Here is a 23,440-nt window from a genome sequence, read left to right as displayed (position 1 = left end):
CCCGGCTCAGCCGGGAAACGTCATCAGCATCAGCGGTGTGGTGGTCGGCCGGGGAGAGCCGCCCGCCGGTTCGACCGTGACGCCCATGCCGGTGGCTCCGTCGACACTCCCCTCCATGGCGAGTGTGCCGTCCGCCGTGAGCAGGCCGGCCGGCCGCATGGTGCCGCCCTCGTCGAACCACAGCTGATACGTCTTGTCGTCCGCGAGTTCAGCAAGGCCCGAGGCCAGGAAGACCGCACGGTTCTCGCCGCGCGAGACGATCACCGTCGCCGTCGCTCGGCCCTCGGCGGCCCCGCTGACCGTGCGGGCGTCGGGCGCGGTCAGCACGTCGGCCACGTCCGCGGCCTTGGCCGAGCTTTCCAGGGCGCGCTGCTCGGCCTGCTGGGCCTCCTGGTACTGCCAGACCGCGGCCCCGCCGAATGCGGTGGCCGCCGCCACGCAGGCCGCCAGGGCCAGGCGGGGCAGGTGGCGCCGGGCGCCGGCCGGCGGCGACGGGGCCGCCGTGGTGGGCGGCACGTGCGGCGGCAGCTGACGGACGACAGGCAGTTGAGCGAGGACACGGGCCCTCATGTCGGCAGGCGCCGCGACGGACACGGCTGAGCCCAGCCGGGCCGCGGTCGCGGTGAGTTCCCGTGCTTCCTGGGCGCACGCCGGGCAGCCTCGGGTGTGGCGTACGAAGGCCTCGCGCTCGTCGTCCGGCAGGGCGTGAAGCGCGTAGGCGCCCGTCGGCGCGTGCAAATGGTCCTCGCTCATGCGTTCACTCCCATGCAGTCTCGCAGCCGGATGAGGCCGTCGCGCAGACGTGTCTTGACGGTGCCGAGCGGTACGGAAAGCGAGGCTGCGACCTCTCGGTAGGTGTAGCCCCGGTAATAGGCGAGCGTCACCGCCTCCCGCTGGAGTGCGGTGAGGGACTCCAGGCAACGGCGCACCTGTTCACTTTCCAGCCGGACCGTCACCTCCTCGCTGACCTGGTCGTAGGCGGGCATGTGGTCCCGGCGGGCGCTGCGCTCCTCGCGGGCCGAGGAGGCCTGTTCGGCGCGTACCCGGTCCACGGCGCGGTGGTGAGCCTGCGTCATGACCCAGGTCATGACGCTGCCCTGGTCGGGCCGGAAGCGAGCGGCGTTGCGCCAGACGTCGACCATCACTTCCTGTGCCACCTCCTCCGACTGGGCGGGGTCGCGCAGCACCCTGAGCACCAAGCCGTACACCGGTCCGGCAATCGCGTCGTACAGGGTGGCGAACGCCTGTTGGTCGCCGTCGGCGACGCGCGCCACCACCTCCGTCAGATCGGTCCCGATGCGCGGACCGCCGCTTCCGATACGAGCGATTTCACTCACCGCGCACCTCCGCGCGGGCACAGTCCACGCGGTGGAGATCGTTGCGATGGTCACCCATACGTAACCCTTTCAAGCATGCAGGTGAGCGATTGCAGACCTTGTGCGGAAGGTTTTCTTTCGAATGGTTCGTAGCTGGAGGCCTGATGGATGGGTGTGTCCGGCGACTTTGTCCGCCCTCCGGCAACGACCCGGGGCTCCGGGGCGGGGGAACCAATCCGGTCGGCGGGCGGCGCCGAATACATGGTGTGGGTGCAAGGGAACCGGTGCGGCTCCGCGAAGCCTCAAGAGGGCCGGGGCCGCACCGGCTTGCCGGGTCGCTCGACGGGAGCGACACCCATCCGCCGCGGAGCCGGCGACGAATCACAGACATGAGCACCAACGTTCTCGACGTATCTGTTTCGTGCTACCTCGGCGATCCCTGCAGTCCGGTCACGACGCCCGAGGGGGGCGCCGTCGTGCGGGCCGAGATCAGGGACGACCTGGCTCGCAAGCACCTCGACGCCCTGGTCGACGACGCGCTGCTGATCGTGACCGAGCTGGTCTCCAACGCGAATCGCCACGGAGCGCCCCCTTCAAGCCTCACGGTGTGGCTGTTGCGCGACAGCCACGGGCGGTCCTGTGTGCGGCTGGAGGTCGAGGACTCGGGGGCCGCCCTCGACCTCGACCGGATCCGGGCACGCTGGCGGCACCCCTCGTTCGCCTTCGCCGGCGGAGGACGAGGTCTGTTCATCGTGAACGCCCTCGCGCGTTCCTGGGGCGATATGCCTTCCCGGCACGGTCACACGGTGTGGGCCGAACTGGAATCTGCCCAATCCGACGGGCCCCCGGCTCCGAATCACCCCTGACCGGAACGACCGGCCGGGCGCTCGGCGCGCGCAGCAGGAGACAAGGCGGAATCGTGGAGCGGCGAAGAATCGCGGTGGTGGGTGGTGGCGTGGCGGGCCTGACAGCCGCCTACGTGCTGCAACGAGCATGCGACGTGGTGCTGTACGAGGCCGGTAACCGGCTCGGGGGCCATGCCCACACCCATGACCTGACCACGAGCGACGGGCGCCCGGAAAGGGTCGATTCTGGGTTTATTGTCCATAATGAGCGTACCTATCCTCGCCTGCTGAAGCTCTTCGCCGAGCTCGGTGTCACCACGCAGGACTCCGAGATGAGCATGTCGGTGCGGTGCGAGGGCTGCGGTCTCGAGTACGCGGGTGCACGCGGACCGGGTGGCCTGTTCACCGGCCGCAGCGCGCTGCGGGCCTCGTATCTGCGGCTGCTCTGCGAGGTGCCGCTCTTCCACCGGGCCGCCCGACGGGTTCTGCGCTCCAGCAGCACCGAGACGTACACGCTCGGCCGGTTTCTCGCAGACGGCGGCTACTCCTCCTACTTCGTCACGCATTTCGTCGTCCCGCTGGTGTCCGCCGTCTGGTCGTGCCCCGGCGAGACCGCGATGGCGTATCCGGCGCGGTACCTCTTCCGCTTCCTGGAGCATCACGGCCTGCTGTCGGTCACCGGGTCCCCGCAGTGGAAGACGGTCACGGGCGGTTCCGCCGAGTACGTCGACCTGGTCGGCAAGCAGCTCGGCGCGGTGCATCTCGCAGCGCCCGTTCGCTCGGTGCAGCGCCTGGGTACCTCCGCGCGCGTGGTCACCGAGGACGGTGCGGCGCAGGAGTACGACGCGGTCGTCATAGCAACCCACCCCGACCAGGCACTGCGCATGCTGACCGACCCGACCCAGCAGGAGCAGAAGGTGCTGGGCGCGTTTCGCTACTCCAGCAATCCGACCGTCCTGCACAGCGACACCTCGCTGCTGCCGCGCTCACCGCGGGCCCGGGCGTCGTGGAACTACTTCATGCCGTTCTGCGAGGCGTCGGCCGAAACGGTGCACGTCAGTTACGACATGAATCGCCTCCAGCTGCTGCCGTCCGGCGACGACTTCGTCGTCAGCCTCAACGCCGGCGACCGGGTCGACCCGGGCAAGGTGCTGGCGCGGATGGTGTACGAACACCCCGTGTACACACCTCAGTCCGTGGCCGCGCAGCGCCAACTGCCCGCACTGAACACGGATGTCACCGCTTTCGCCGGCGCCTACCACGGGTGGGGGTTCCACGAAGACGGCTGCCGCTCCGGCGCCGAGGCGGCGGCCGCGCTGGGGGTGACCTGGTGAGTCCCGTGACCACCGGGCCGCCACGGTCGTGGGCCCCTGCCCTGTACGACTGTGTCGTCTCCCACGCACGCACCACGCCGGTGCGGCACAGCTTCCGACACCGCACCTACATGTGGTTCGTCGACCTGGACCACATGCCGCGACTCCCCCGGCCGCTGCGGCCGTTGGCACGCTTCGACGCGAGCGACCACTTCGGCGGGACGGCCACCTCCATACGCGCGGGCCTGCAGACGTATCTCGCGGCGCAGGGGGTGCACCTCGACGGCGGCCGGGTGCTGATGCTCACGCACGCCCGGGTGCTGGGGTACGTCTTCAACCCCATCACGCTGTACTGGTGCCACGACCAGGACGGCGCGCCGGTCTGTGTCGTCGCCGAGGTGCACAACACCTACGGCGAGCGGCACTGCTACCTGCTCCGGACCGACGCGGCGGGCCGGGCCGACGTACCGAAGGACTTCTACGTCTCTCCGTTCTTTCCGGTGGACGGCAGCTACCACATGCGGCTGCCGTGCCCCGGAGAGCAGCTGGACGTGACCGTCCAGCTGCGGCGCGGTGAGGAGCGGCCGTTCACCGCCACGGTGCGCGGCCGGCATCATCCTGCGACACCGCGCCGGCTGCTGTCGTCCGCCGTACGCCGTCCGTTGTCCACGGCGGCCGTGTCGGCGGGAATCCGCTGGCACGGCGTACGTCTGTTCCTGCTCCGCCTCCCCCTCCAGCGCCGACCTGTTCACCGTACGCAAGAAGGCCTTAAATGACCCTTTCGATACCGCCCCACGCCGACCTGCCGACCATCCCCGCGCCACCCGCGAAAGCGGTGGACCATGCGATCGACCAGGGCATCTGGCCGGACGTCGTCCGGGTACCGCGCACCACGGCCGCACGCACCGCGATCGCCCGGCTGATCGTGCGGGGCGGCCTCGGCAAGCTGCCGCTGCGGCTGCGGCTCGGCAACGGCGCCGAGACCGGCACGACCGGTCCGCTGCTGCACGTGCGTGACCCCGAGACATTCTTTCGGCGTATCGGTGACAGTGGGCTCATCGGCTTCGGCGAGTCGTACATGGCGCGCGAATGGGACAGTGACGACCTGGTCGGTGTGCTGTCGGTGATCGCCGGCCATGTGGACGACCTGGTGCCGCGACCGCTGCGGAGCCTGCGGCGGGCCTGGGTCCGCCGCAGGCCCGCGGCGCAGCGCAACACTCCGCAGGGCTCGCGCGAGAACATCCAGCGCCACTACGACCTGTCCAACGATCTGTTCGCGCTGTTCCTCGACGAGACGATGTCGTATTCGGCGGCGCTGTTCCCGGCGCTCCCCGCCGACCGGGACGCATTCGTCGCAGCCCAGCACCACAAGATCGACCGGTTGCTCGACCAGGCCTCGGTCGGCCCCGGCACCCGAGTGCTGGAGATCGGTACGGGCTGGGGCGAGCTGGCACTGAGGGCGGCTGCCCGGGGGGCGCACGTGGTGAGCGTGACGCTCTCCGCCGAGCAGCGCCGGCTGGCGCGCGAGCGCATCGCGCAGGCCGGGCTCAGCGACCGGGTGACGGTGAAGCTGTGCGACTACCGGGATGTCGAGGGCAGCTACGACGCCGTCGTGAGCGTCGAGATGATCGAGGCGGTCGGATCCGAGTACTGGTCCGTCTACTTCGCGACGCTGCGCAGGCTCTGCGCGCCGGGCGGCCGGATCGTTCTTCAGGCGATCACGATGCCGCACGAGCGGATGCTCAACACCAGCCGGACCCACACCTGGATCAGCAAGTACATCTTCCCCGGCGGACTCATTCCCTCCATGAAGGCCATCGAGCGTGAATCCTCGCGGGCCGGCCTGAAAGTCGCCGCCGACTTCGGCTTCGGCGAGCACTACGCCGAGACGCTGCGCCTGTGGCGCGAGAGCTTCACCCGGCGCGCGGACGCCGTGGACGCCCTCGGCTTCGACGCCACGTTCCGCCGCATGTGGGAGCTGTATCTGGCCTACTCGGAGGCGGGCTTCCGCGCCCGGTATCTCGATGTGCGGCAACTCCTGCTGACCGAAAGCACGCTCATAGAGGAAGGTGCGCGATGACATCGGTCGCCGACAGCCTGGCCATGCTCATGGGTCACTACGTCCAGGGGCCGCTACCCGTACGCCTGCGCGCCTGGGACGGCAGTGAAGCCGGACCAGAGGATGCCCCCGTGGTGGTCCTGCGCTCCCCCGGGGCGCTGCGCCGCCTGGTGTGGCAGCCCGGTGAACTGGGGCTGGCCGATGCGTACATCGCGGGTGAGCTGGACATCGAGGGCGATCTCAGCGAGGGCCTGAGCAGTGTGTGGCGGGCGGTGCGCGAGCAGGGCACGGTCAAGCCGAGCCCGGCGAACCTGGCGCGGGCGGCGGCAACCGCCGTACGCCTGGGCGCGATCGGGCCGAAGCCGCCCGCACCCAGGGCTGCGCGGGCACAACTCGCGGGCAAGCTGCACAGTTCGGCTCGTGACCGGGCCGCCATCAGCCACCACTACGACATGTCGAACGCCTTCTACACCCTGCTCCTGGACGAGACGATGGCGTACTCGTGCGGCTACTGGACCCGGCCGGACGACCCGCACTACACGCCGGCCGACTCCCAGCGGGACAAACTTGAGCTGATCTGCCGCAAGCTGGGTCTTCGGCCCGGTATGCGTCTGCTGGACATCGGCTGCGGCTGGGGCTCGCTGAGCCTCTACGCAGCGCGGGAGTTCAAGGTGCAGGTCACCTCGGTGACGCTCTCGAAGGAGCAGCGCGACTTCGTCGCCGCCCGGATCGAGCGGGAGGTCCTGACGGATCTGGTGAGTGTGGAACTGCGGCACTACCGGGACATCGAGGGCGGCGGCTTCGACGCGGTGTGCGCCATCGAGATGGGCGAGCACGTCGGGGACAGTGAGTACCCGGCCTTCGCCGCCCGGCTGCACGACCTGCTGCGCCCGCGGGGACGCGTGCTCGTGCAGCAGATGTCCCGTGGGGCGAACGCGCCTGGCGGCGGTGCGTTCATCGAGACGTACATCGCACCCGACATGCACATGCGGCCGCTCGGCCGGACCGTCGACATCCTGGAGACGGCGGGTCTGGAGGTACGGTCGGCGGAGTCCCTGCGCGAGCACTACGCGCGGACGATCACCGCGTGGCATCACACGCTGGAAGAGCGCTGGGAGGAGTTCGTCGAGATGGTCGGACGGCCGACCGCCCGGGTGTGGCGTCTGTACCTGGTGGGCAGCGCCCTCGCGTTCGCCGAGCGCCGGATGGGCGTCGACCAGATTCTCGCCGTACGCCCCACCAGGGAGGGTGAGGCCGCGATGCCGGCCACACCGAGCGCCTGGTACGCGCAGGAGACGCGGGGATGACCGGGTTTCTCTGGGGCGCGTTCGCCGTCAATCTGGCGGTGGCGGCTGGCGCCTCGCTCGCGGTCATGCTGGTCACGTTCGCGGTGGCGACGGCGAAGGGCATGCACCGGATCGTCGATGTGGCCTGGGGCGTCGCCTTCACGGCGGTGGCCCTGGTGTCGTACGCCATGTCGGCGGGGCACGGCGACGGCGGCACACGCCTGCTCGTCACCCTGGCGACCGGGGTGTGGGGGCTTCGCCTGGCCGGGCACATCGCGTGGCGCGGACGCGGGCACGGCGAGGATCCTCGCTACGAGCGCATGATGGACAAGGCCCCGGGCAACCGCACGCTGTACGCGCTGCGGACGGTGTACCTGCTGCAGGGTGCGCTGGTATGGCTGATTTCGCTGCCGGTCCAGGCCGCCCAGTACGTGCCGGCGGGCCTCGGTCCGCTCGCGTTGGCCGGGGTCCTGCTGTGGGCGGTAGGCCTCGTCTTCGAGACGGTCGGGGACTTCCAGCTCGCACGGTTCAAAACGGACCCGGCACACCGCGGAGTGATCATGGACCGTGGTCTGTGGAGCTGGACCCGCCATCCCAACTACTTCGGTGACTTCCTGGTGTGGTGGGGCCTGTTCTTGATGGCGTGCGGCAGCTGGCAGGCAGCGGCCGTCTCGCTCGTCTCACCTCTGGGGATGACGTTCCTTTTGACGAAGGGAAGCGGGAAGCGGCTGCTTGAGCAGCACATGGCGGACCGGGCCGGTTTCGCCGAGTACGCCGCCCGCACCAGCGGGTTCTTCCCCCTTCCGCCGCGTCGGGGCCCCGTCCGCCAGGGAGATGTACGGTGACCGCCGCGACGCCGCAGGGCAAGCGGTACGGGTCCGCCGGAGCCCCGCGTGCTCTGGTGGAACGTGTGGTCCCGGCCGTGCCCCGCGCCGCGGTGCTGCTGCTGCACGGGGGCCGCGCGGACGGGCTGACGGCGCCGCCGCTGCTGAACCTGCCGGGGGCGCGTATGCGGCCGTTCGCCACGGCGGTCGGCCGGGCCACCAGAGAGCAGGACGTGCTGGTAGGCACGGTGGCCTACCGCCACCGCGGGTGGAACGGATCGCGTCAGGACGCCGCCCGGGACGCCCTGCGGGCGCTCGACGAGCTCGGCGAGCTCGCCGGGCCGGTTCCGGTCGTCCTGATCGGCCACTCCATGGGTGGCCGGGCGGCGCTGCGGGTGGCCGGCCATCCGCATGTCACAGGTGTGGTGGCGCTGGCCCCCTGGTGCCCGCCGGGCGAGCCGGTGGGTCATCTCGCCGGGCGGCGTGTGTTCGTCCTGCACGACGAGCAGGACCGGATGACCGACGCGCGCGCCGCGTGGGGGTTCGTCCGCGGTTCGGCCGCCGCGGGCGCCGATGCCTGCGGCATCGCCATGCCGACCGGCGGCCACACCATGCTGCGGGGCGCCGCCGACTGGCACCGGATCACCACCGCGCTGGCCACCGGCGTGCTGGGCATCGGCGCACTGCCGCCCGCGGTGGCCGCCGGCGCCCGGGGGGGCGCCGTATTGCCGGCGTCCGAGGTCCTGGCGGAGCTGGGCGCCGCCGCCTGACCGCTCCGCCCCGGGCCGCCCGGTCTCGGACAGCCCGGACGGCCTGGACATCACCAGGGGCCGGCCACAGCCCGTGCCGTAAGTCCGATGCCGACGAGCAGGACGAGCCCCGAGGTGGCCACAGGGCCGCAGCGGGCGAGGCGTTTGAGGGAAGTCCATCGCGCTGCGGGGGCGGTGCGCAGTCCGGCTTCGATACGGTCGCGCAGCCGTACGAGGACGAGGCCGGCCAGCGTGAGAGTCACGGCCATGCCGACCCCGTAAGCGAGCACGAGGAGTACGCCGAAGACGGTGCGGCCGAGCGCGACCGCGCCCAGGAGCACCACCAGAGCCGAGGGGCTGGGTACGAGTCCCCCGGCGACGCCCATGCCGACGAGTCCGCCGCGCGTCGTCCTGGCCGGCGCGGGAGGGTCCGGCCGGGCGGGGGTGTGGTGGTGCGTCTTGCTCAGCAGGGCGACGGAGCCGTCCTCCGCCTGGTCGCCGTCCGGCGCCCTGGTGCCGGGCAGGAGGCCGACGGGTTGGTGGCCGCCTGTCTTTTCATCGTGCTCATGGGTGTGGTGGTCGCTGTCATGGTGGTGATGGTGTGAGTGGCCGTGGTGATGATGACCGTGGTGATGGTGGTGGGCAGGGCGCTTGAGCAGCGCCGAGCGGAGCAGCCACAGCCCGATCGCGGTGACGAGCAGGCCGCTGGCCAGTCCGAGCCACGTCAGCACCGCTTCGCCGGCCAGGCCGGTGACCAGCGGCAGCAGCAGGCCGAGGACAAGGACGCCCGCGGTGTGAGTGAGAGTGACGGTGGCTCCGACGGTGACCGCGTCCCGCGGGGTCCCGCGCCGTCCGGCGAGGTAGGCGGCCATGATGGTCTTGCCATGCCCCGGCATGGCGGCGTGGGAGGCCCCCAGCACCACGGCGAGCAGAACGGCCAGCAGCCCGACGGGCACGGTCAGTTCGCGGTGCGCGATCAGCGAGTCGAAGACTCCGGAGACCTTGTCCAGTGCGGCGCCGACCGGACCGCTCGCCGGTAGCACCTCGCGGACCGCCGAAGCGGCGCTGCCGCTGCCGGGCTGGGCGCGCAGCGAGGCGGACCGCTGGTCGAGGGGGGTGGCCAGCGGGTCCTGCGGATAGGTGCGCAGCTCGTCGGTGACCGAGTCCACGGGCACGTCCGAAGCGGTGAGGGTGACTCCCCGGCCGCGGGCGGTGATCTCGCGCCAGCCGATCCGCCGGCTGTCGTACGCGGTGCGCACCTCGATGTCCGCGGTGGACCCCAGGTCTGTCTCGGCGGTGAACGCGCACTGGAGACGGCTGGTCTTCAGCCCCGCGTCGCCCGGTCGGTAGGTGTGCGTGCTGCCGGCACCCCGCCAGGAGAGCGCGGAGTCCCGCACGGACACGTTGAGCTGGTCCGCCAGCGCCGTACAACCGGTGCGCGCGTAAGTCTCGGACTCCTGTGCGCTGACGCGTCCGTCGTGGTCGCGGTCCACGCGCGGGCGTTCCTGGGCGGCGGCGATCTCGGCGCGGTCGACGACGATCACGGCATCCAGACCGTCGGGGCGCAGGGTCAGGCCGGTGTAGTGGTTGACCGTGAAGTTGCCGAGCGGGTGGGCGGTCGCCGCCGGGGCCGCGGCGGCAAGGGTCGCGGCCACGAGCAGGACGGTGAGCAGGCCGGACAGGGGGCGGCGGGGCGTCAGGTTCATCGGGCGTCGTCGATTCGCTGAAGTGCGGTGCGCGCGTCGGGGGCGTGCAGGGGGTGGAAGTGGGGGTCGATGGCAGCGGCGCGGGTGAGGTCACGGCGGGCGGATTCCGGGTCGCCGAGTGCCTGGTGGATCATGCCGCGGTGGTAGTGGTACAGCGCGCTGCGGGTGTTCAGTGCGAGAGCCCGGTCGGCGTGGTCGAGTGCCTCGGTGTTGCGCCCGGCACGGTGCAGGGCCCAGGCCTGGGCGTCGTGTACGGCGATGAAGGGTCTGGCCCGCAGGGCCTGGCGGCCCATGGTGACGGCCCGGTCGGGGTCGCCGTGGTCAGACTCGAAGAGGATCGCGTCGACGTCGGCGGCGTCGTCGCCGCGCCGGCGCAGCTGGTCCTGGGCGCGCAGCAACGCGTACTGCTCCTGTGCCTGTTGCCTGTGGCCCAGCGACTGCTGGAGCTCGCCGAGGCCGAGCAGCAGATGCGGCTGCGGTGCGACCGCGATGGCGGCGGTGTAGTCGGCTACGGCCTGACGGGTGTTGCCCAGCGAGGTGTGGGCCCTGGCCCGCGCCTCCAGGAGGGCGGGGTCGCGCGGCGCGTCGCGGAGCCCGGTCTGCGCTTCTTTGAGGCCCGTGCGCGGGTCTCCCGATTCGACGGCCAGGAGGGCGAGATGGGTGTGGGCGAACGAACGGTCGGCTACGAATGCGGCCGACTGGAGTGATCTGCGCATCAGTTCGCGCGCCCGGCGGGTGTCTCCGCGCAGCTCCCAGGTGTACGAGGCGCGGGCGAGTGAGGCGGCGTCCGGCCGCAGGTCCGTCATGCGCTGCACGGCGGTGTACGAGGCTTCGTACCGGCCCAGCTGCGTGTACGCGTCGGCCAGGGCGCCGTACGCCTCGGGGCTGGCGGGGTTGGTGGCGGTGGCCCGCTTCGCCCAGGTGAGAGCCAGAGGGAAGTCGTGGCGGGCGGCCGCCAGGGCACTCATCGCTGTCTGCGCCTGGAAGTTGTCGGCGGGCTGGAGCTTCAGCGACTTCTTGAGCGCGGCCTCGGCCCTGGTGTAGGTGGCGGGGTCCGCGGTGGACCGGGCCTGCTGTACGTAGGCCAGGCCCAGGCCCGCCCAGCCGGTCGGGTCCTTGGGCAGGCGCCGCAGGTGCTGGCGGAGCGCCTCGACGGGGTTGTTGGCGGCGGCCGCCGCGCCCGGGCGGGCCGCCGGGGCGTCGGGTGTTGGCGAGTCCCTGGCCGAGAGGCCGATGGCACCGGCCGTGAACATGACCACGCCCAGGGCGACGGTGAGGACGGTGCTGCGCAGGCGTCTGCGGCCGCGGTGCGGCGATGCGGTGTCTGCGGTCGGCCTGGGCACGGGTGCCTCCCCGGTCGGGTGGTGAAGCGCGGGGGTGCGGCCGGCCCTGCCGGGCGGGGGTGTGAACCCCGCCCGGCAGGAGGTGCGTGTGTACGCGGCGCACCGGTTGGGGACGGATCAGCTGTCGGAGCGGCGGCGCCAGAGCCTGAATCCGCCGACACCGAGCAGCAGCGCGCCCATGCCGCCGATGGCGGAGGCGTTGGTTGTGTTCAACGCGGAGCGCTGGACGCCACCCTCGCCGCCGGTGTTGACGCTCTCGAAGTGCGGCAGGGCGAGGTAGGGGAAGGATGTGCCGAACGGAACCTCGTTGCGGTCGACCCGGTCGCCCTCGGCGAGCGCGGGAACGAGCTCGCCCGTCTGTGCGGCGCCCTCGACGGCCTGCAGCGAGATGTCGACGACATCGTCGGCGAGCCGGCGGCCGTTGGGGAAGCCCGCGAGGTCACCGGCGAGAACGCCGAGCCGCTGCGGGTCACGGGACGGCGGGACCGCCATGTTCAGGCGGAGTTCCTCGGCCGGGACGATCTTCCGGCGGTCGGCGTCCTTGTTCAGGCGGTGCGCGTTCAGGTCCGCCTTGATCGGACCGCAGGCCTTGCAGATACCGGTGAGGTAGATCTCCGCGAGGTCGTTGCGCGGGGCCGGGGGCGCCGGGATCCCGTACACCTTCTGGATGAGCTTGGGCAGGATCGGGTCCAGGACCTTGTCCACGACCGGCTGCACGGTCCGGTCCTGGTCCGGGGAGATGGAGTTGAAGGCGTCCTTGAACTTGATCGGCACGACCAGTTCGTTGACCAGCGGGTTGCCCAGGCGCGAGACCTGACGCCAACCGTCGTGCTTCTTCTTGCGGCTGTCGCTGACGGTGGCGCCGCGACGCTCGGTGGTCGACCAGACGCCGATGACCGGGTTGCGCGAGGTGTTGCCGCGCAGCGCCAGCTCCTTCTTGGGGATCTGAAGAGCGACGGAGTTCACGTTGTAGCCGGCCAGGGTGTCCTGGCCGCGCTCGCTGAGGTCGCCGCCATAGAGCAGATCGAAGACGCGCAGGTCGAGGAAGAACGAGTCCTCGGCCTGGCCCGCGAACGACTTGAGGCCGCCGGAGACATTGCGCAGCGCCTGAGCGCGCAGGACCCCGTAGTTGGGCATGGACGCCCGGCCGACGCGCGACGGGGCGACGGGCGCGTCCCGCAGCAGCGTGCGGGTGCCGCGCGAGTCGGTGACGGTCAGGTCGTAGAACTGCCGGTAGTTCAGGTCCGGGTCGTTCAGGGAGGTGACCTGTCCGGTGTTGTAGAGGAACTGGTTCGCCGAGTCCCGGTACTTGCTCTTGAAGCGCCACGTGTAGTCGACGTCGGCGCGCCCGTCGCCGGTGTTGTCGATCTTGACGTGGTAGCGGGCGTCGTCCGCGAACGGGTAGAAGTTCGGTCCGCCGTTGGGCTCCTCGAAGGGAATCCAGTTGGCGATCAGGGTCACCTTGTCGGGCCGGTCGGGGCTCGTGAAGGCGTACGTGTCCGTGTTGTCCGCCCGCGGGTCGCCCGCGATCATCGGGGCCTCCCGGTGGCTCGACGCCGCGCTGGTGCCCGGTGCGAGGGTGAGCACGGCGAGGCCGGTGGCCAGCGCGCCGCTGCCCAGGACGAGCAGCGACTGGTCGAGCACCCGACGCCTGCGGGGCTTCGTGGAAAGGGACGTCAAGACGGTTCCTCTCGGCTGTGAACCCACCTGCACCGCCTGACTGCACGGCGGCCGGAGGGGGTTTCCTCACATGGGGGGAGGTGATTCATCGACCCAGCGGGCAGGACTTGAAGACGGCGTCCGGGCGGCTTCCACGAGGACAGGGCCCTCGCCGGTCGTGCACATCACCACGCATGAGCTGCGCAAGCCGCAGGAAACCATGACATCGACCCTGTTATCGCGACCCTGCGGGGCCGATCTGCTGGGCCGTGGCAGCAAGTTCGGGTGAAACCGCAGGTGGCGGCCGCGAAAGGGGACTGTCGGGCCGCACAGAATCGGCTCCGACACGAGGCCCGGTCATTGGGCCACCCGGGTAACACCAGGCTTAATGCAACCTATACGCAATAAGCGCCGGGAGTGGGGAGGCCGACCGGCAGTCACTCGGACGGGTGAGGCCATCCGGCCGCAGGCCGACCGGTCTCCTTCGGGCGGTTACGCCAAAAAACCCGCTGCGCAGCCTCGGTGAGGCTGCGCGGCGAGTGGTGGGGGCTGGTGTGCCCGGGGCTGCTCGGGGCGGCCCGGCTCAGGTCAGGCGACGGAGACGACCACCGAGTGCCAGCCGCTCGCGCCGTCGGGAACCGTACGGGTGCGCTTCTCGGTCTGGACGTTGCCGTCCCCGTCCGTGGCCCGCACCGTCAGGGTGTGGCCGCCGGAGGTCGCCTTCCAGGGGTAGGACCACTGCCGCCAGGTGTCGATGGTGTTCTGCTTCGCGAGGTCGGCCCGGCGCCACGGGCCGTCGTCGATGCGGATCTCGACACGCTCGATGCCTCGGTGCTGGGCCCAGGCGACGCCCGCGATCATGACGGTGCCGGCCTCGGGGTTCGCGAAGGGCTTGGGCGTGTCAATGCGGGACTGGGTCTTGATCGGCGCTTTCTTGGCCCACTTGCGCTTGACCCAGTACGGGTCGTAGGCGTCGAACGTCGTAAGTTCGATGTCCTCGATCCACTTGCAGGCGGAGACGTACCCGTAGAGGCCGGGCACCAGCATCCGTACCGGGAAGCCGTGGGTGAAGGGCAGGGGTTCGCCGTTCATGCCGACGGCCAGCATCGCGTCGCGGCCGTCCATGATGTCCTCTACGGGGGTGCCGAGCGTGATGCCGTCCACCGAGCGCGCAACGAGCTGGTCCGCGGGCCCGCCCCTCGACGGGGGCTTGACGCCAGCTTCCTTGAGTACGTCCGCCAGGCGCACGCCGAGCCACCGGGCGTGGCCGACGTACGGGCCGCCGACCTCGTTGGAGACGCAGGTCAGGGTGATGTCACGCTCGATCAGCTCGCGGCCCAGCAGGTCCTGGAAGTTGAGGGTCAGCGGCCGCTTGACGCCCTTGCCGTGAATACGGAGCTGCCAGGTTCCGGCGTCGACCTTGGGGACGACCAGGGCAGTGTCGACCCGGTAGAAGGTCTTGTTGGGGGTGGTGTACGAGCTGATTCCCGGGACCCGCAGCTGGGCGCCGGCCGGAATGGCCTGCGCGGGGGACGCGGGCCGCGGCAGCCGCACCGCGGCCCGGGAGGCCACGGCGTCCTGGGCCCGCTTGCCGTTCAGGGTCCGGCCAAGAGCCCCGGCGGCGGTGGACGCCACGGCGGCCGCCGATGCGGCGACAAGGAATCCTCGCCTGTCCCAGCCGCTCTCCTGGCCCTCGCCCCTGCGGCGCGGGGTGGTGAGCCTGCCGATCAGTACGTACAGCAGGACCGCGCCCAGCAGGGCGCCGACCAGGGACGGCAGTCCGTCGACGATGCCGGTCGAGTCGGGCCGGCTGATGGCGGCCGCCGCCCCGACGACGCCGAAGATCACGATGCCGGCGGACCCGATGCGCCGGTAGCGCAGCGCCACCAGGCCCAGTGCGAGTGCGAGAAGGGCGAGCGTGGCGAGAATGCCCAGCTGGAGAACCAGCTTGTCGCTCTCGCCGAAGTTGCGGATCGCCCAGTCCTTCACGGGCGCCGGAGTGCGATCGATGGCTGCGCCGCCCACGGCTGTGACCGGCCCCGCCTCGGGCCGGACGGCTGACGAGACCAGCTCGGCAACGGCGAGAGCGGCGAAACCGGAGAGCAGGCCGCTGAGCGCGGAGAGCCCGCCACGGGCCAGGTTTGTACGGGAGATCCTCACGCCCTCTATTCGGAACCGGCCGAACGGCGGATTGGTGCGGCGTCGAACGTCACTGCGGCGGTGCGTTCGGCAGGGGTGCGCGCATGCCCCGTACACCCGGGTTGTGGGTATTGCGCCGGATACTGGATGCCACCGAAAGTGGTCAGCGTCTTCACCAGCCATCGCAACGGGGGATGTTACGACCATGTCCGCACCACGCACGTCGCTCGCCGCCGCCGCGCTCACCGCCGCCGCTCTGGCGCTGGCCGCCGCCCCGCCCGCTTCGGCCATGCCGGCCGGCCCCGCCTCGCCGCCGGCGCCGGCGTTCCTCAGCGCCACGCAGCTGCCGCACGCCTCCACGCCGTGGACTGCGGGGAAGGTCACCGATGGCCTGCCGGAGGGGGGCGCCTTCTGTGCTCCTCGGGCGCTGCCCGCCAACGGCACCAGCCACCGGGTGTTCCGCACTGAACTGGACACCGGGGCGCTCCAGATCACCACGGTGGCGGCCACCCGTGCGCGGGCGGCCGAGATCGTCTCCACCCTGCGGCGCGCCCTGGCCGCGTGCGCCGACCAGATCGAGCAGCAGTACCCGACCACGGAAGCCGAGAGCGCGGGGCACGGCAGGATCGCGGTCGAGGAGGGGGCGTAAGTCCAAAGCCTGGACACCAGGGACACCGAGGTGGGCAGCTCCGACATCCACCTGTTCTCCGTGGGACGTGACGGACGCACGGTCACCTATGTGCAGTGGGGTCGGCTGGGCGACCTGGCCGGCGCGCCGCTGGACGGGTTCAGGGCCACCACGCGCACAGCGGTGAACAGGCTCTACCGCTGACCGTCGGTTCGCGTACTCCTGTAATTCAGGCAACTCCCTTACTCTTTAGCTCAGTTGTCACACGGTTGGTGTGTCACGGACGAGAGCGGGGACGTATGGGTTCGGTATGGCGTCGGTCGGCGACGGCCGTTGTGGCTGCGTTGCTCGTAAGCAGCATCCCGGCCGGTGCGACGGCGGCCGAACCGTCGCCGGCGTACTCGGCCACCACGGGCGTCGGGGTCCACAACGCGTACGAGAAGAGCGCCTTCCCTTACTTCGCGGACGCACTGGACTCCGGCGCGGCCATGCTGGAACTCGACGTGTGGACCAACGTCTTCGGCAGCTCGTGGCGGGTCTCGCACAACAACCCGGTGGGCAACGACAACAACTGTGTGAACGCCGCGAACGCCGGCGAGCTGCGCGGCAAGCCCCGCAATCAGAATCTGAGCGGCTGTCTCGCCGACATCAGGGCCTGGCACGACGCACACCCCGGCCACCGGCCCGTCGTACTGAAGGTCGAGCTGAAGGACGGGTTCCAGAGCAGGAACGGCCGCGGTCCCGCCCAGCTGGACGCCCTGCTGTCGGCAAAGCTCGGCGACGCGCTGTACCGGCCGGCGGACCTGGTCGGCGGGCACGCCTCTCTCGACGCGGCGGTACGCGCCGACGGCTGGCCGGCCCGCTCCGCGCTCGCGGGCCGGTTCGTCGTGGAGCTCATCCCCGGGACCGTCGAGGAGGGCAATCCCGGCCACACCCTGTGGACCGACCGTGAGTACGCCGCCCACCTGCGCTCGCTCGCCGGGGCCGGCCGGCTGCGGGAGGCGGCCGCCTTCCCCGCGGTGCACCGGGCACAGGCCGGTGATCCCCGGACGCGATACGCGGATGTGGGGCTACGGCCCTGGTTCGTGGTGTTCGACGGCGACGCGTCCGCGTACGCCGCGGGCGGCGCCATCGACACCGCGTGGTACGCCCGCAACCGGTACCTCCTCGTGATGACGGACGCCCACAACGTGGCCCCCGCGATCGACGGCACCAACCCGACCGAGGCCCAGGCGCTCGCCCGGCTGTCCCTGCTGGCGGGGCGACATGCGAGCGTCATCTCCGCCGACTGGCGGTCCCTGCCGCAGGTACTGTCGGCCGTCGCACCGCGCGCGTCCGGCTGAAGCCCCGGGCTCAGGACGGCGGCGTGGCGCGGGCGCGGGCGATGAGCAGCGCCACGTCGTCGTGGTCCGCGGCGCTGCGCAGGGCGTGCAGGAGCACGTCGCAGGTCTCCTCCAGCGGGCGGGCCGGTTCGGTGAGGAGGGACAGCAGGACGTCCAGCCGCGTGTCGATGGCCTCGTCACGTGTTTCGACCAGACCGTCCGTGTAGAGGACCAGTTGGTCTCCGGGGCCCAGGTCGATCGTGGTGGTGTGAAAGGTGACTTCGCCGACGCCGAGCGGGGCGCCGGTGGGCAGGTCGAGCAGCTGGGGCGGCGCGCCCGGGCGTACCAGGACCGGGGGAAGGTGCCCGGCGTTGGAGATGTGGCACTGCGACCGCCGGGGATCGTAGACGGCGTAGATGCAGGTGGTGATGGTCTGCTCCATGCGGTCGGCGATGCGGTCGAGCTGGTGGAGCACCTGGGCGGGGTCGAGGCCGAGTTCGGCCAGGGTCCGGGTGGCGGTGCGCAGTTGCCCCATCGTCGCGGCGGCGCTGATGCCGCTGCCCATCACGTCGCCGACGACGAGGGCGCACTTGTCGTCGGCCAGGGGGATGACGTCGTACCAGTCGCCGCCCACCTCGTCGGCCGCCTGGGCGGGCTGGTAGCGGACGGCGATTTCCAGCCCGGGCTGGTCGGACGGCTGCTGCGGCAGCAGGCTGCGCTGGAGGGTGAGGGCGGTGTTGCGTGCCTGCCGGTACCAGCGGGCGTTGTCGATGCACACCGCGGCCCGTGCGGCGAGCTCGCCGGCCAGGATCTCGTCGTCGGCGGAGAACGGTTCCGGGTTGCGGGTGCGTTTGAGGTCGAGGGCACCGAGGACCTTGCCCCGGGCGATCAGCGGTACGGCCAGGTAGGAGTGCAGTCCGGCGTCGGCCAGCAGGGCTGCGGATTCGGGTGAGCGGGCGATGCGGGGGAGGTCTTCTTCGCGCACGTGGGAGACGCGGATGGGGCGGCCCGTGTTCGCGCACCGGGTGACGAGCCGGTCGGCGTCGTACTGGGCGACCTCGCCGGGCGGGTCGGCCGCGCGCACGGCTTCGCTCGGGTACGCGGCGGCCACGGCGAGCGCCCGGAAGACCGCGGGGCCGCTCGTCGCCACCGTGGCGGCGGTGCGGCCGTTGAGGACACTGTCGAGTACGTCGACGGCCGCCACGTCGGCGAGCTGCGGCACGGACACCTGGGCGAGTTCCAGGGCGGTCTGGTCGAGGTCGAGCGTCGTACCGATACGCATGGAGGCGTCCGCGACCAGGGCGAGGCGCTGGCGGGCCCGCACCGCCTCGGTGACGGCGCGCCGTCGCTCGGTGACGTCCACGACGGAGGTGGCGACTCCGAGGATCTTCCCGTTCGATGCCTCGAGGCGGTAGAAGGACACGGACCAGGTGTGTTCGGTGTCGTCGGCGGGGGTGTGTCCGGCGGACTCCTGGTCGAGGATCGGGATACCGGTGGCCAGCACCCGGCGCATGGCGGACTCGATGGCGTCCGTGTCGAGGAACGGCAAGGCCTCCCGGACGTTGCGGCCGATGTGGTCGGCGGCGGAGAGGCCGTTGATGCGTTCCAGGGCGGGGTTGACGGTCACGTACCGCAGATCGGTGTCCACCAGTGCGAGGCCGATCGGGGACTGTGCGACCAACAGGGTGGACAGGGCCAGTTCGCGCTCCACCTTGCGCAACGTCGCCTGTCCGGTGGCCAGGCCCAGGGCGTACCTGTCCTTGTGGTCGTCCTCCAGCCGCATGTTGCGGAATTCCACGAACCGGGTGCTGCCGTCGCGGTGACGCACGGGAAAGACCCCCGCCCAGCTCCCCTCGCCCGCCATGACCTCGGCGAAGAGCCGGGTCACCAGCTCAAGGTGTCGCTCGTCGACCAGCAGCCGGCCCGCGAACTGGCCCAGCGCCTCGTCAGCCGTGTATCCGAACAGCTCCGCGGCCTGCGGACTCCACAGCACGATCCGCCCGTCGGAGTCCACCACGATGGCCGCGACGCTCAGTACGTCCATGAGGCTGCCGGGCGCGGGCATGGACTCGTCCTGCTGGTCGGATTCGGCGGGCTCGGGCTCGGTCTGGCGCATCCCCGGGCTCCTTCCGCTCCCCGCGAGTACTCCTCATGGTCTCTCCACCCCGTCTTACCCCGCATCCCCTGCCGCGCATATTCCATGCGCTTGCCTCGTCTGCCGTTCCCAGGTGGCGCGGATCGCCGAGGTGGCCGTTGAATATAACCGAACGTGCGCTTCGGTTGCGTACGGTGACTGATCTGCGTCGCGCGCGCCCGTTTCCATGCTGTGGTGGCCGGCGGGCGGGCGCGGCGCTTGCCTCGGGCTTGCCTCGGTCCTCGCAGCTGCGGCTCTGCTGGACCGGCGCCGGGAGGCCGGAGCCGAAATGGCCGGCGGCCACTGACCGGTGAACGGGCTTGTGGGTGTGTGGCGGTCCGCCCGGCGCCGGCGCGTCGGGCCGGACCGCTTCGGGCTCGCCTGCCGCCCTGGGCGAGCGGCTCTGCGGGATACTCCCTAGCGGTAGGCAGCGGCGGCACGGACATCACTGAAGTCCATGGCGCTGTCAACCTCCCGCAGAGTCTCTTCGGCTGCCCGGCGCACCTCGGCCGGGACGTCCCCGCGCTCCTCTATGAGGTCGGCATAGATCGGCGCGTCGGTTCTGTCGGCGGAGCTCACAGTGATTCCATTCCCATCGGTTCGAGTCAGTCCCGCCGGTGAGCGGAAAACGCGAGCGAGTGTACGTGCTCGCCGATATGAACATCACGGCGGCATTGGGCCGGCATGCCGCCCGGCCTGTGAGCATCGTCCGTGACGGCCCGTGTGTGTGTCGCAACGTTTGCGCATCGATCCTCATCTCGCCGGCATCGATTCTCGGCTCGCCCGCTCCCCCTCCAGGCGTCGGCGAAGCCGGTGCAGGCCGCGCCGCGCGTGGCTTTTGACCGTCCCCAGCGGCAGCCCTGTGTGGTTGGCGATCTGGGCCTGGGTGAGGTCGCCGTAGAAGGCCATGTGCAGCACCTCGCGCTGGACGCGGGGCAGCTTCGCCATCTCGTGGCTGATCAGGACCCGGTCGAGGACGGCCTCGGGGTGAGCGGCGGCGGCTCCGGCACCGGGCTTCAGCGCCGCGCCGGCCGCGGCGGCGAGGTCCAGCCGGCGGGTCCGTGCGGCGAGCGTGTCGGCGATCTTGCGCCGGGTGATGCCGACCAGCCAGCCGGGCAACGGGCCGCGTTCCGGGCGGTACCCGGCGCGGCCGCGCCACGCCGCGAGGAAGACCTGCTGCGTCACGTCTTCGGCCTCCCGCGCGTCACCGAGGGTCCGTGCGGCGAGCGTGTTCACCAGCGCGCCCCAGCGGCGGTACGCGGCGGCCAGGCACTCCTCGTCGCCCCGCCTGAGGCCCGCGGCGACGTCCTCGTCGGCGAAAGCCTCCTCGGCCGGCGCCCACAGGGGCGCGGCCACGGCGGGCCGATCGGCCCCTGAGTGGGCGGGGCGAGGGGAGCTCTGCCCGGTGGTGCGAGCTGCGATCATGCGGCTGCTCCCTCCTGCCGGTACGGGGCCGGCCGCTGGAACGGTGCGGACCACGTCCGCCGCGACACCGCCAGGTTCCGAATTCACAACGCCTTTGTTCAACTCGCATCGTTTCTGCATCGTATATTGGATGCATGACGGAAACGACGCACGGCATCACGACGGGCGCCGTGGCACGCAGGCTCGGCGTGTCGCCCACGACGTTGCGTTCCTGGGACAAGCGGTACGGCATCGGTCCGGCCACGCGTGAGGACGGCCGGCACCGGCGCTGGACCCCACAGGACATCGCGGTGCTCGAGGAGATGTGCCGGCTCACGGCCTCCGGCGTGCCCCCGGCGGAGGCGGCCCGCGTCGTCAGTTCCCGCGAGGACAGCAGCTCCCGCGAGGACAGCGCGAGCGCTTCGCGCGACGGCGCCGACGGCGCCGGTGCGGCGACGACCGCAGGGGGGCGGGTCCCGCGCCAGCCGGGTTCTGGCAACGGGCTGCCGCTCGGCGACGTACGCCAGGAGTGCCGCGGTCTGGCACGGGCGGCGGTGCGGCTGGACACCGCGGCGATGAACGTGCAGTTGCGGTCCATGGTCCGCGAACACGGCCTCGTGGCCGCCTGGGAGGAGGTGATGGCGCCGACCCTGCGCGCCGTCGGCCGCAAGTGGGAGTCGTCGGGCGACCGGTACGTCGAGGTGGAGCACCTGCTGTCCTGGCACGTGTCGTCGGCGCTGCGCCGCGTCCCGTTCGCCGAGCACACCGTCGCGGCCGGGGCACCGCCGGTGCTGCTGGCCTGCGTACCGAACGAACAGCACACCCTGCCGATGGAGGCGCTCGCGGCGGGCCTGGCCGAACTGGGCCTGCCGACCCGGATGTTCGGTGCTGCGGTGCCGCCCGAAGCGCTGGATCAGGCGGTACGGCGCACCGGTCCCGCCGCCGTCGTGCTGTGGTCGCAGTCCCGCTCCACGGCGAACCGCCCGCTGGCCCGGCACATCGCGGCCAGCGCCTGGGGCGTCAAGGGCGCCCGCACCCACCCGGCCGTGCTGCTCGCGGGCCCCGGCTGGGCCGGTCCCGCTCTGCCCGGCATGCTGCGCCCCGGCGGCCTGCGCGAAGCTCTGGGGTCCCTGGGGCGGCTGTACGGCGTGGTACCGGCCGAGCCACCGGGCTTCGGCCCCGTACGACCGGACGGGTTCGCGCGGGACAGGCCCTGACGGCGGGCGACACGGGCGGGGTGCGCCGGCACATGCATCCACTCATGCATCCCCGTAAACAGGGAACGGAGAACGGGGAACACAGCAGGGCAGGCAGCAGGAGAGCAGGACCCGTCCACGAACCGCCTTGCGGCGGCACGGGGCGCGGTCCGTGAAGCGAAGGATGGTGTGCGATGCCGCGGACCCGTGGCGTGCCCGACGTACTGGTCGTGGGAGCGGGCCTCGCGGGCCTCGCCTGCGCGCGCGACCTGCTGACGGCCGGGCTGGACGTACAGCTCGTCGAGGCATCCGACGGGGCCGGTGGGCGGGTGCGGACCGACCGGCACGACGGATTTCTGATCGACCGGGGTTTCCAGGTGTTCAACACCTCCTACCCGCAGGTGAGGAAGCGCCTCCAGCTGCGCGACCTGGCCCTGCGCCCCTTCACCCCCGGAGTGCTCGCCCACACCGAACAGGGTCTGCTGCGTTTCACCGACCCCACCCGCGTCCCGCGTGAGGCGGCCGCGCTGCTGCCCGGCCGACTGGCCGGTACCCGCGATCTGCTGGCGCTCGGGGCGCTGAGCGCCAGGGACATGCTCCTGCCCGCGGCGGCGCTCAAGCGCGGCCGGGACCGCACCACCCGGGCCGCGCTCGCGTCCGCCGGCGTCTCCGAGGAGTTCACGGAGCGGTTCCTCCGGCCCTTCCTGTCGGGGGTGTTCCTGGAGGAGGACCTGGAGACGTCGAGCCGCGTCTTCCACCTGGTCTGGCGCAGCATGCTCCGCGGCACGCTCTGCCTGCCCGCCGGTGGAATCGGTGCGGTGCCCCGCCAGCTCGCGGACAGTCTGCCGTCGGGCACGCTCCGGCTGGGCTGCCCCGTCGAGCGCCTCACCGACGACGGTGTGCTCACGGCCGACGGCGACGAACTGCCTGCCTCCTGCGTGGTGGTGGCGACGGGTCCCGGGCCGGCCGCCACCCTGCTCCCCGGCCTCGAACTGCCCTCCTACCGGGTGGCCACCACCTACTACCACGTGGCCGACACGCCTCCCCTGGCCGAACCGACGCTGGTCACGGACTCGGCCCGGCGTTTCCTCAACACCTGCGTGCTGAGCGAGGTGGCACCCGAGTACGCCCCCGCCGGGTCCTCCTTGATCGCCACCTCCGTCCTCGGTACGGACTCGCCCGGGCGGGAGGGCAAGGTGCGGGACGCGCTCGGTGAGGTGTACGGCGCGGACACGGCCGCCTGGGAGCTGCTGACCGTACGGACCATCCAGGACGCACTGCCCGCGATGCCGCCCCCGCAGCCGCTGAGCCGGCCCACCGCGTCGCGCCGGGGCGTTACGCCTGCGGCGACCACCGGGCCACGGGTTCGGTCCAGGGCGCGCTGGCCTCCGGGGCGAGGGCGGCCAGGGACGTGGTGCGCGACCTGGGCCGGTAGCAGGTGTCGGCGCTGCTGACCGAGCTGGTCGGCGAAGAGCTGGTGCCGAAGAGCCAGTGGGGGACCTCGCCGGTGGGGTGCT

At 71.6% G+C, this 23,440-nt stretch carries 18 protein-coding genes and 2 pseudogenes; 11 read left to right on the top strand and 9 right to left on the bottom strand.

Annotated elements, in window-relative coordinates:
- Positions 1-6: 6 nt before the first annotated feature.
- Complete coding sequence (locus tag ACU6WZ_RS28195) at positions 7-753, bottom strand: anti-sigma factor (protein WP_447030993.1); 747 nt, start codon at positions 751-753, stop codon at positions 7-9.
- Positions 750-1,337 carry a sigma-70 family RNA polymerase sigma factor gene (locus ACU6WZ_RS28190; RefSeq protein WP_447030992.1) on the bottom strand — a complete coding sequence of 196 codons (588 nt, stop codon included), beginning with the start codon at positions 1,335-1,337 and terminating at the stop codon, positions 750-752. The genes ACU6WZ_RS28195 and ACU6WZ_RS28190 overlap by 4 nt, the downstream gene beginning before the upstream one ends.
- 368 nt (positions 1,338-1,705) lie before the next feature.
- Between ACU6WZ_RS28190 and ACU6WZ_RS28185 the strand changes: the two genes are divergently transcribed.
- From ACU6WZ_RS28185 to ACU6WZ_RS28155, 7 genes are read left to right on the top strand one after another with little or no spacing between them, the layout of a single operon-like run.
- Positions 1,706-2,182 (top strand): ATP-binding protein, encoded by a 477-nt coding sequence (locus ACU6WZ_RS28185; RefSeq protein WP_447030991.1) that lies wholly within the window; start codon positions 1,706-1,708, stop codon positions 2,180-2,182.
- Between the two features lie 53 nt (positions 2,183-2,235).
- On the top strand, positions 2,236-3,495 hold the full coding sequence (locus ACU6WZ_RS28180; RefSeq protein ID WP_447030990.1) for an NAD(P)/FAD-dependent oxidoreductase: 1,260 nt from the start codon (positions 2,236-2,238) through the stop codon (positions 3,493-3,495).
- Between the two features lie 5 nt (positions 3,496-3,500).
- Positions 3,501-4,250, top strand: a complete 750-nt coding sequence (locus tag ACU6WZ_RS28175; protein WP_447034296.1) for a DUF1365 domain-containing protein — start codon at positions 3,501-3,503, stop codon at positions 4,248-4,250.
- Positions 4,247-5,554, top strand: coding sequence for a class I SAM-dependent methyltransferase (locus tag ACU6WZ_RS28170; protein ID WP_447030989.1), 1,308 nt, complete (start codon positions 4,247-4,249; stop codon positions 5,552-5,554). The genes ACU6WZ_RS28175 and ACU6WZ_RS28170 overlap by 4 nt, the downstream gene beginning before the upstream one ends.
- Positions 5,551-6,840 (top strand): class I SAM-dependent methyltransferase, encoded by a 1,290-nt coding sequence (locus tag ACU6WZ_RS28165; protein ID WP_447030988.1) that lies wholly within the window; start codon positions 5,551-5,553, stop codon positions 6,838-6,840. The genes ACU6WZ_RS28170 and ACU6WZ_RS28165 overlap by 4 nt, the downstream gene beginning before the upstream one ends.
- A complete protein-coding gene (locus ACU6WZ_RS28160; protein ID WP_447030987.1) occupies positions 6,837-7,664 on the top strand; it encodes a DUF1295 domain-containing protein in 828 nt (275 codons plus the stop codon). The genes ACU6WZ_RS28165 and ACU6WZ_RS28160 overlap by 4 nt, the downstream gene beginning before the upstream one ends.
- Positions 7,661-8,413: an alpha/beta hydrolase gene (locus tag ACU6WZ_RS28155; RefSeq protein WP_447030986.1), complete on the top strand. Its 753-nt coding sequence runs from the start codon at positions 7,661-7,663 to the stop codon at positions 8,411-8,413. The genes ACU6WZ_RS28160 and ACU6WZ_RS28155 overlap by 4 nt, the downstream gene beginning before the upstream one ends.
- A gap of 50 nt (positions 8,414-8,463) precedes the next feature.
- On the opposite strand, the gene ACU6WZ_RS28150 is transcribed toward ACU6WZ_RS28155, so the two are convergent.
- The 4 genes from ACU6WZ_RS28150 to ACU6WZ_RS28135 form a co-directional block, all read right to left on the bottom strand.
- A complete protein-coding gene (locus ACU6WZ_RS28150) occupies positions 8,464-10,098 on the bottom strand; it encodes a nickel/cobalt transporter (protein WP_447030985.1) in 1,635 nt (544 codons plus the stop codon).
- Positions 10,095-11,441 carry a tetratricopeptide repeat protein gene (locus tag ACU6WZ_RS28145; RefSeq protein ID WP_447030984.1) on the bottom strand — a complete coding sequence of 449 codons (1,347 nt, stop codon included), beginning with the start codon at positions 11,439-11,441 and terminating at the stop codon, positions 10,095-10,097. Before ACU6WZ_RS28145 ends, ACU6WZ_RS28150 begins: the two co-directional genes overlap by 4 nt.
- A gap of 117 nt (positions 11,442-11,558) precedes the next feature.
- Entirely contained in the window at positions 11,559-13,121 is a 1,563-nt protein-coding gene (locus ACU6WZ_RS28140; protein WP_447030983.1) for a DUF4331 domain-containing protein, read from the bottom strand.
- Between the two features lie 567 nt (positions 13,122-13,688).
- Positions 13,689-15,260: a molybdopterin-dependent oxidoreductase gene (locus ACU6WZ_RS28135; RefSeq protein ID WP_447030981.1), complete on the bottom strand. Its 1,572-nt coding sequence runs from the start codon at positions 15,258-15,260 to the stop codon at positions 13,689-13,691.
- 184 nt (positions 15,261-15,444) lie between these two features.
- On the opposite strand from ACU6WZ_RS28135, the pseudogene ACU6WZ_RS28130 reads away from it, so the two are divergent.
- Together ACU6WZ_RS28130 and ACU6WZ_RS28125 are read left to right on the top strand one after the other, a co-directional pair.
- Positions 15,445-16,071, top strand: a pseudogene (locus ACU6WZ_RS28130) (hypothetical protein).
- Positions 16,072-16,166: 95 nt separating this feature from the next.
- Positions 16,167-17,210, top strand: coding sequence for a phosphatidylinositol-specific phospholipase C domain-containing protein (locus tag ACU6WZ_RS28125; RefSeq protein ID WP_447030980.1), 1,044 nt, complete (start codon positions 16,167-16,169; stop codon positions 17,208-17,210).
- 10 nt (positions 17,211-17,220) lie between these two features.
- Here the strand turns inward: ACU6WZ_RS28125 and ACU6WZ_RS28120 are convergent, their stop codons facing one another.
- The 3 genes from ACU6WZ_RS28120 to ACU6WZ_RS28110 form a co-directional block, all read right to left on the bottom strand.
- On the bottom strand, positions 17,221-19,305 hold the full coding sequence (locus tag ACU6WZ_RS28120) for a SpoIIE family protein phosphatase (RefSeq protein ID WP_447030979.1): 2,085 nt from the start codon (positions 19,303-19,305) through the stop codon (positions 17,221-17,223).
- 435 nt (positions 19,306-19,740) lie between these two features.
- The gene (locus ACU6WZ_RS28115) at positions 19,741-19,902 is read right to left on the bottom strand and encodes a hypothetical protein (protein WP_447030978.1); all 162 of its coding nucleotides are present in this window, start codon (positions 19,900-19,902) and stop codon (positions 19,741-19,743) included.
- Between the two features lie 174 nt (positions 19,903-20,076).
- Entirely contained in the window at positions 20,077-20,748 is a 672-nt protein-coding gene (locus ACU6WZ_RS28110) for a sigma-70 family RNA polymerase sigma factor (protein ID WP_447030977.1), read from the bottom strand.
- A 134-nt stretch (positions 20,749-20,882) separates the two neighbouring features.
- Between ACU6WZ_RS28110 and ACU6WZ_RS28105 the strand changes: the two genes are divergently transcribed.
- The gene (locus ACU6WZ_RS28105) at positions 20,883-21,944 is read left to right on the top strand and encodes a MerR family transcriptional regulator (protein ID WP_447030976.1); all 1,062 of its coding nucleotides are present in this window, start codon (positions 20,883-20,885) and stop codon (positions 21,942-21,944) included.
- A gap of 173 nt (positions 21,945-22,117) precedes the next feature.
- Positions 22,118-23,358 (top strand): annotated as a pseudogene (locus ACU6WZ_RS28100) (NAD(P)/FAD-dependent oxidoreductase).
- Positions 23,359-23,440 lie beyond the last annotated feature (82 nt).

Source organism: Streptomyces hypolithicus (genome assembly GCF_052934925.1).
Note: the sequence above shows the minus strand (reverse complement) of the source record. Positions and strands in the feature narration are given on the sequence as shown.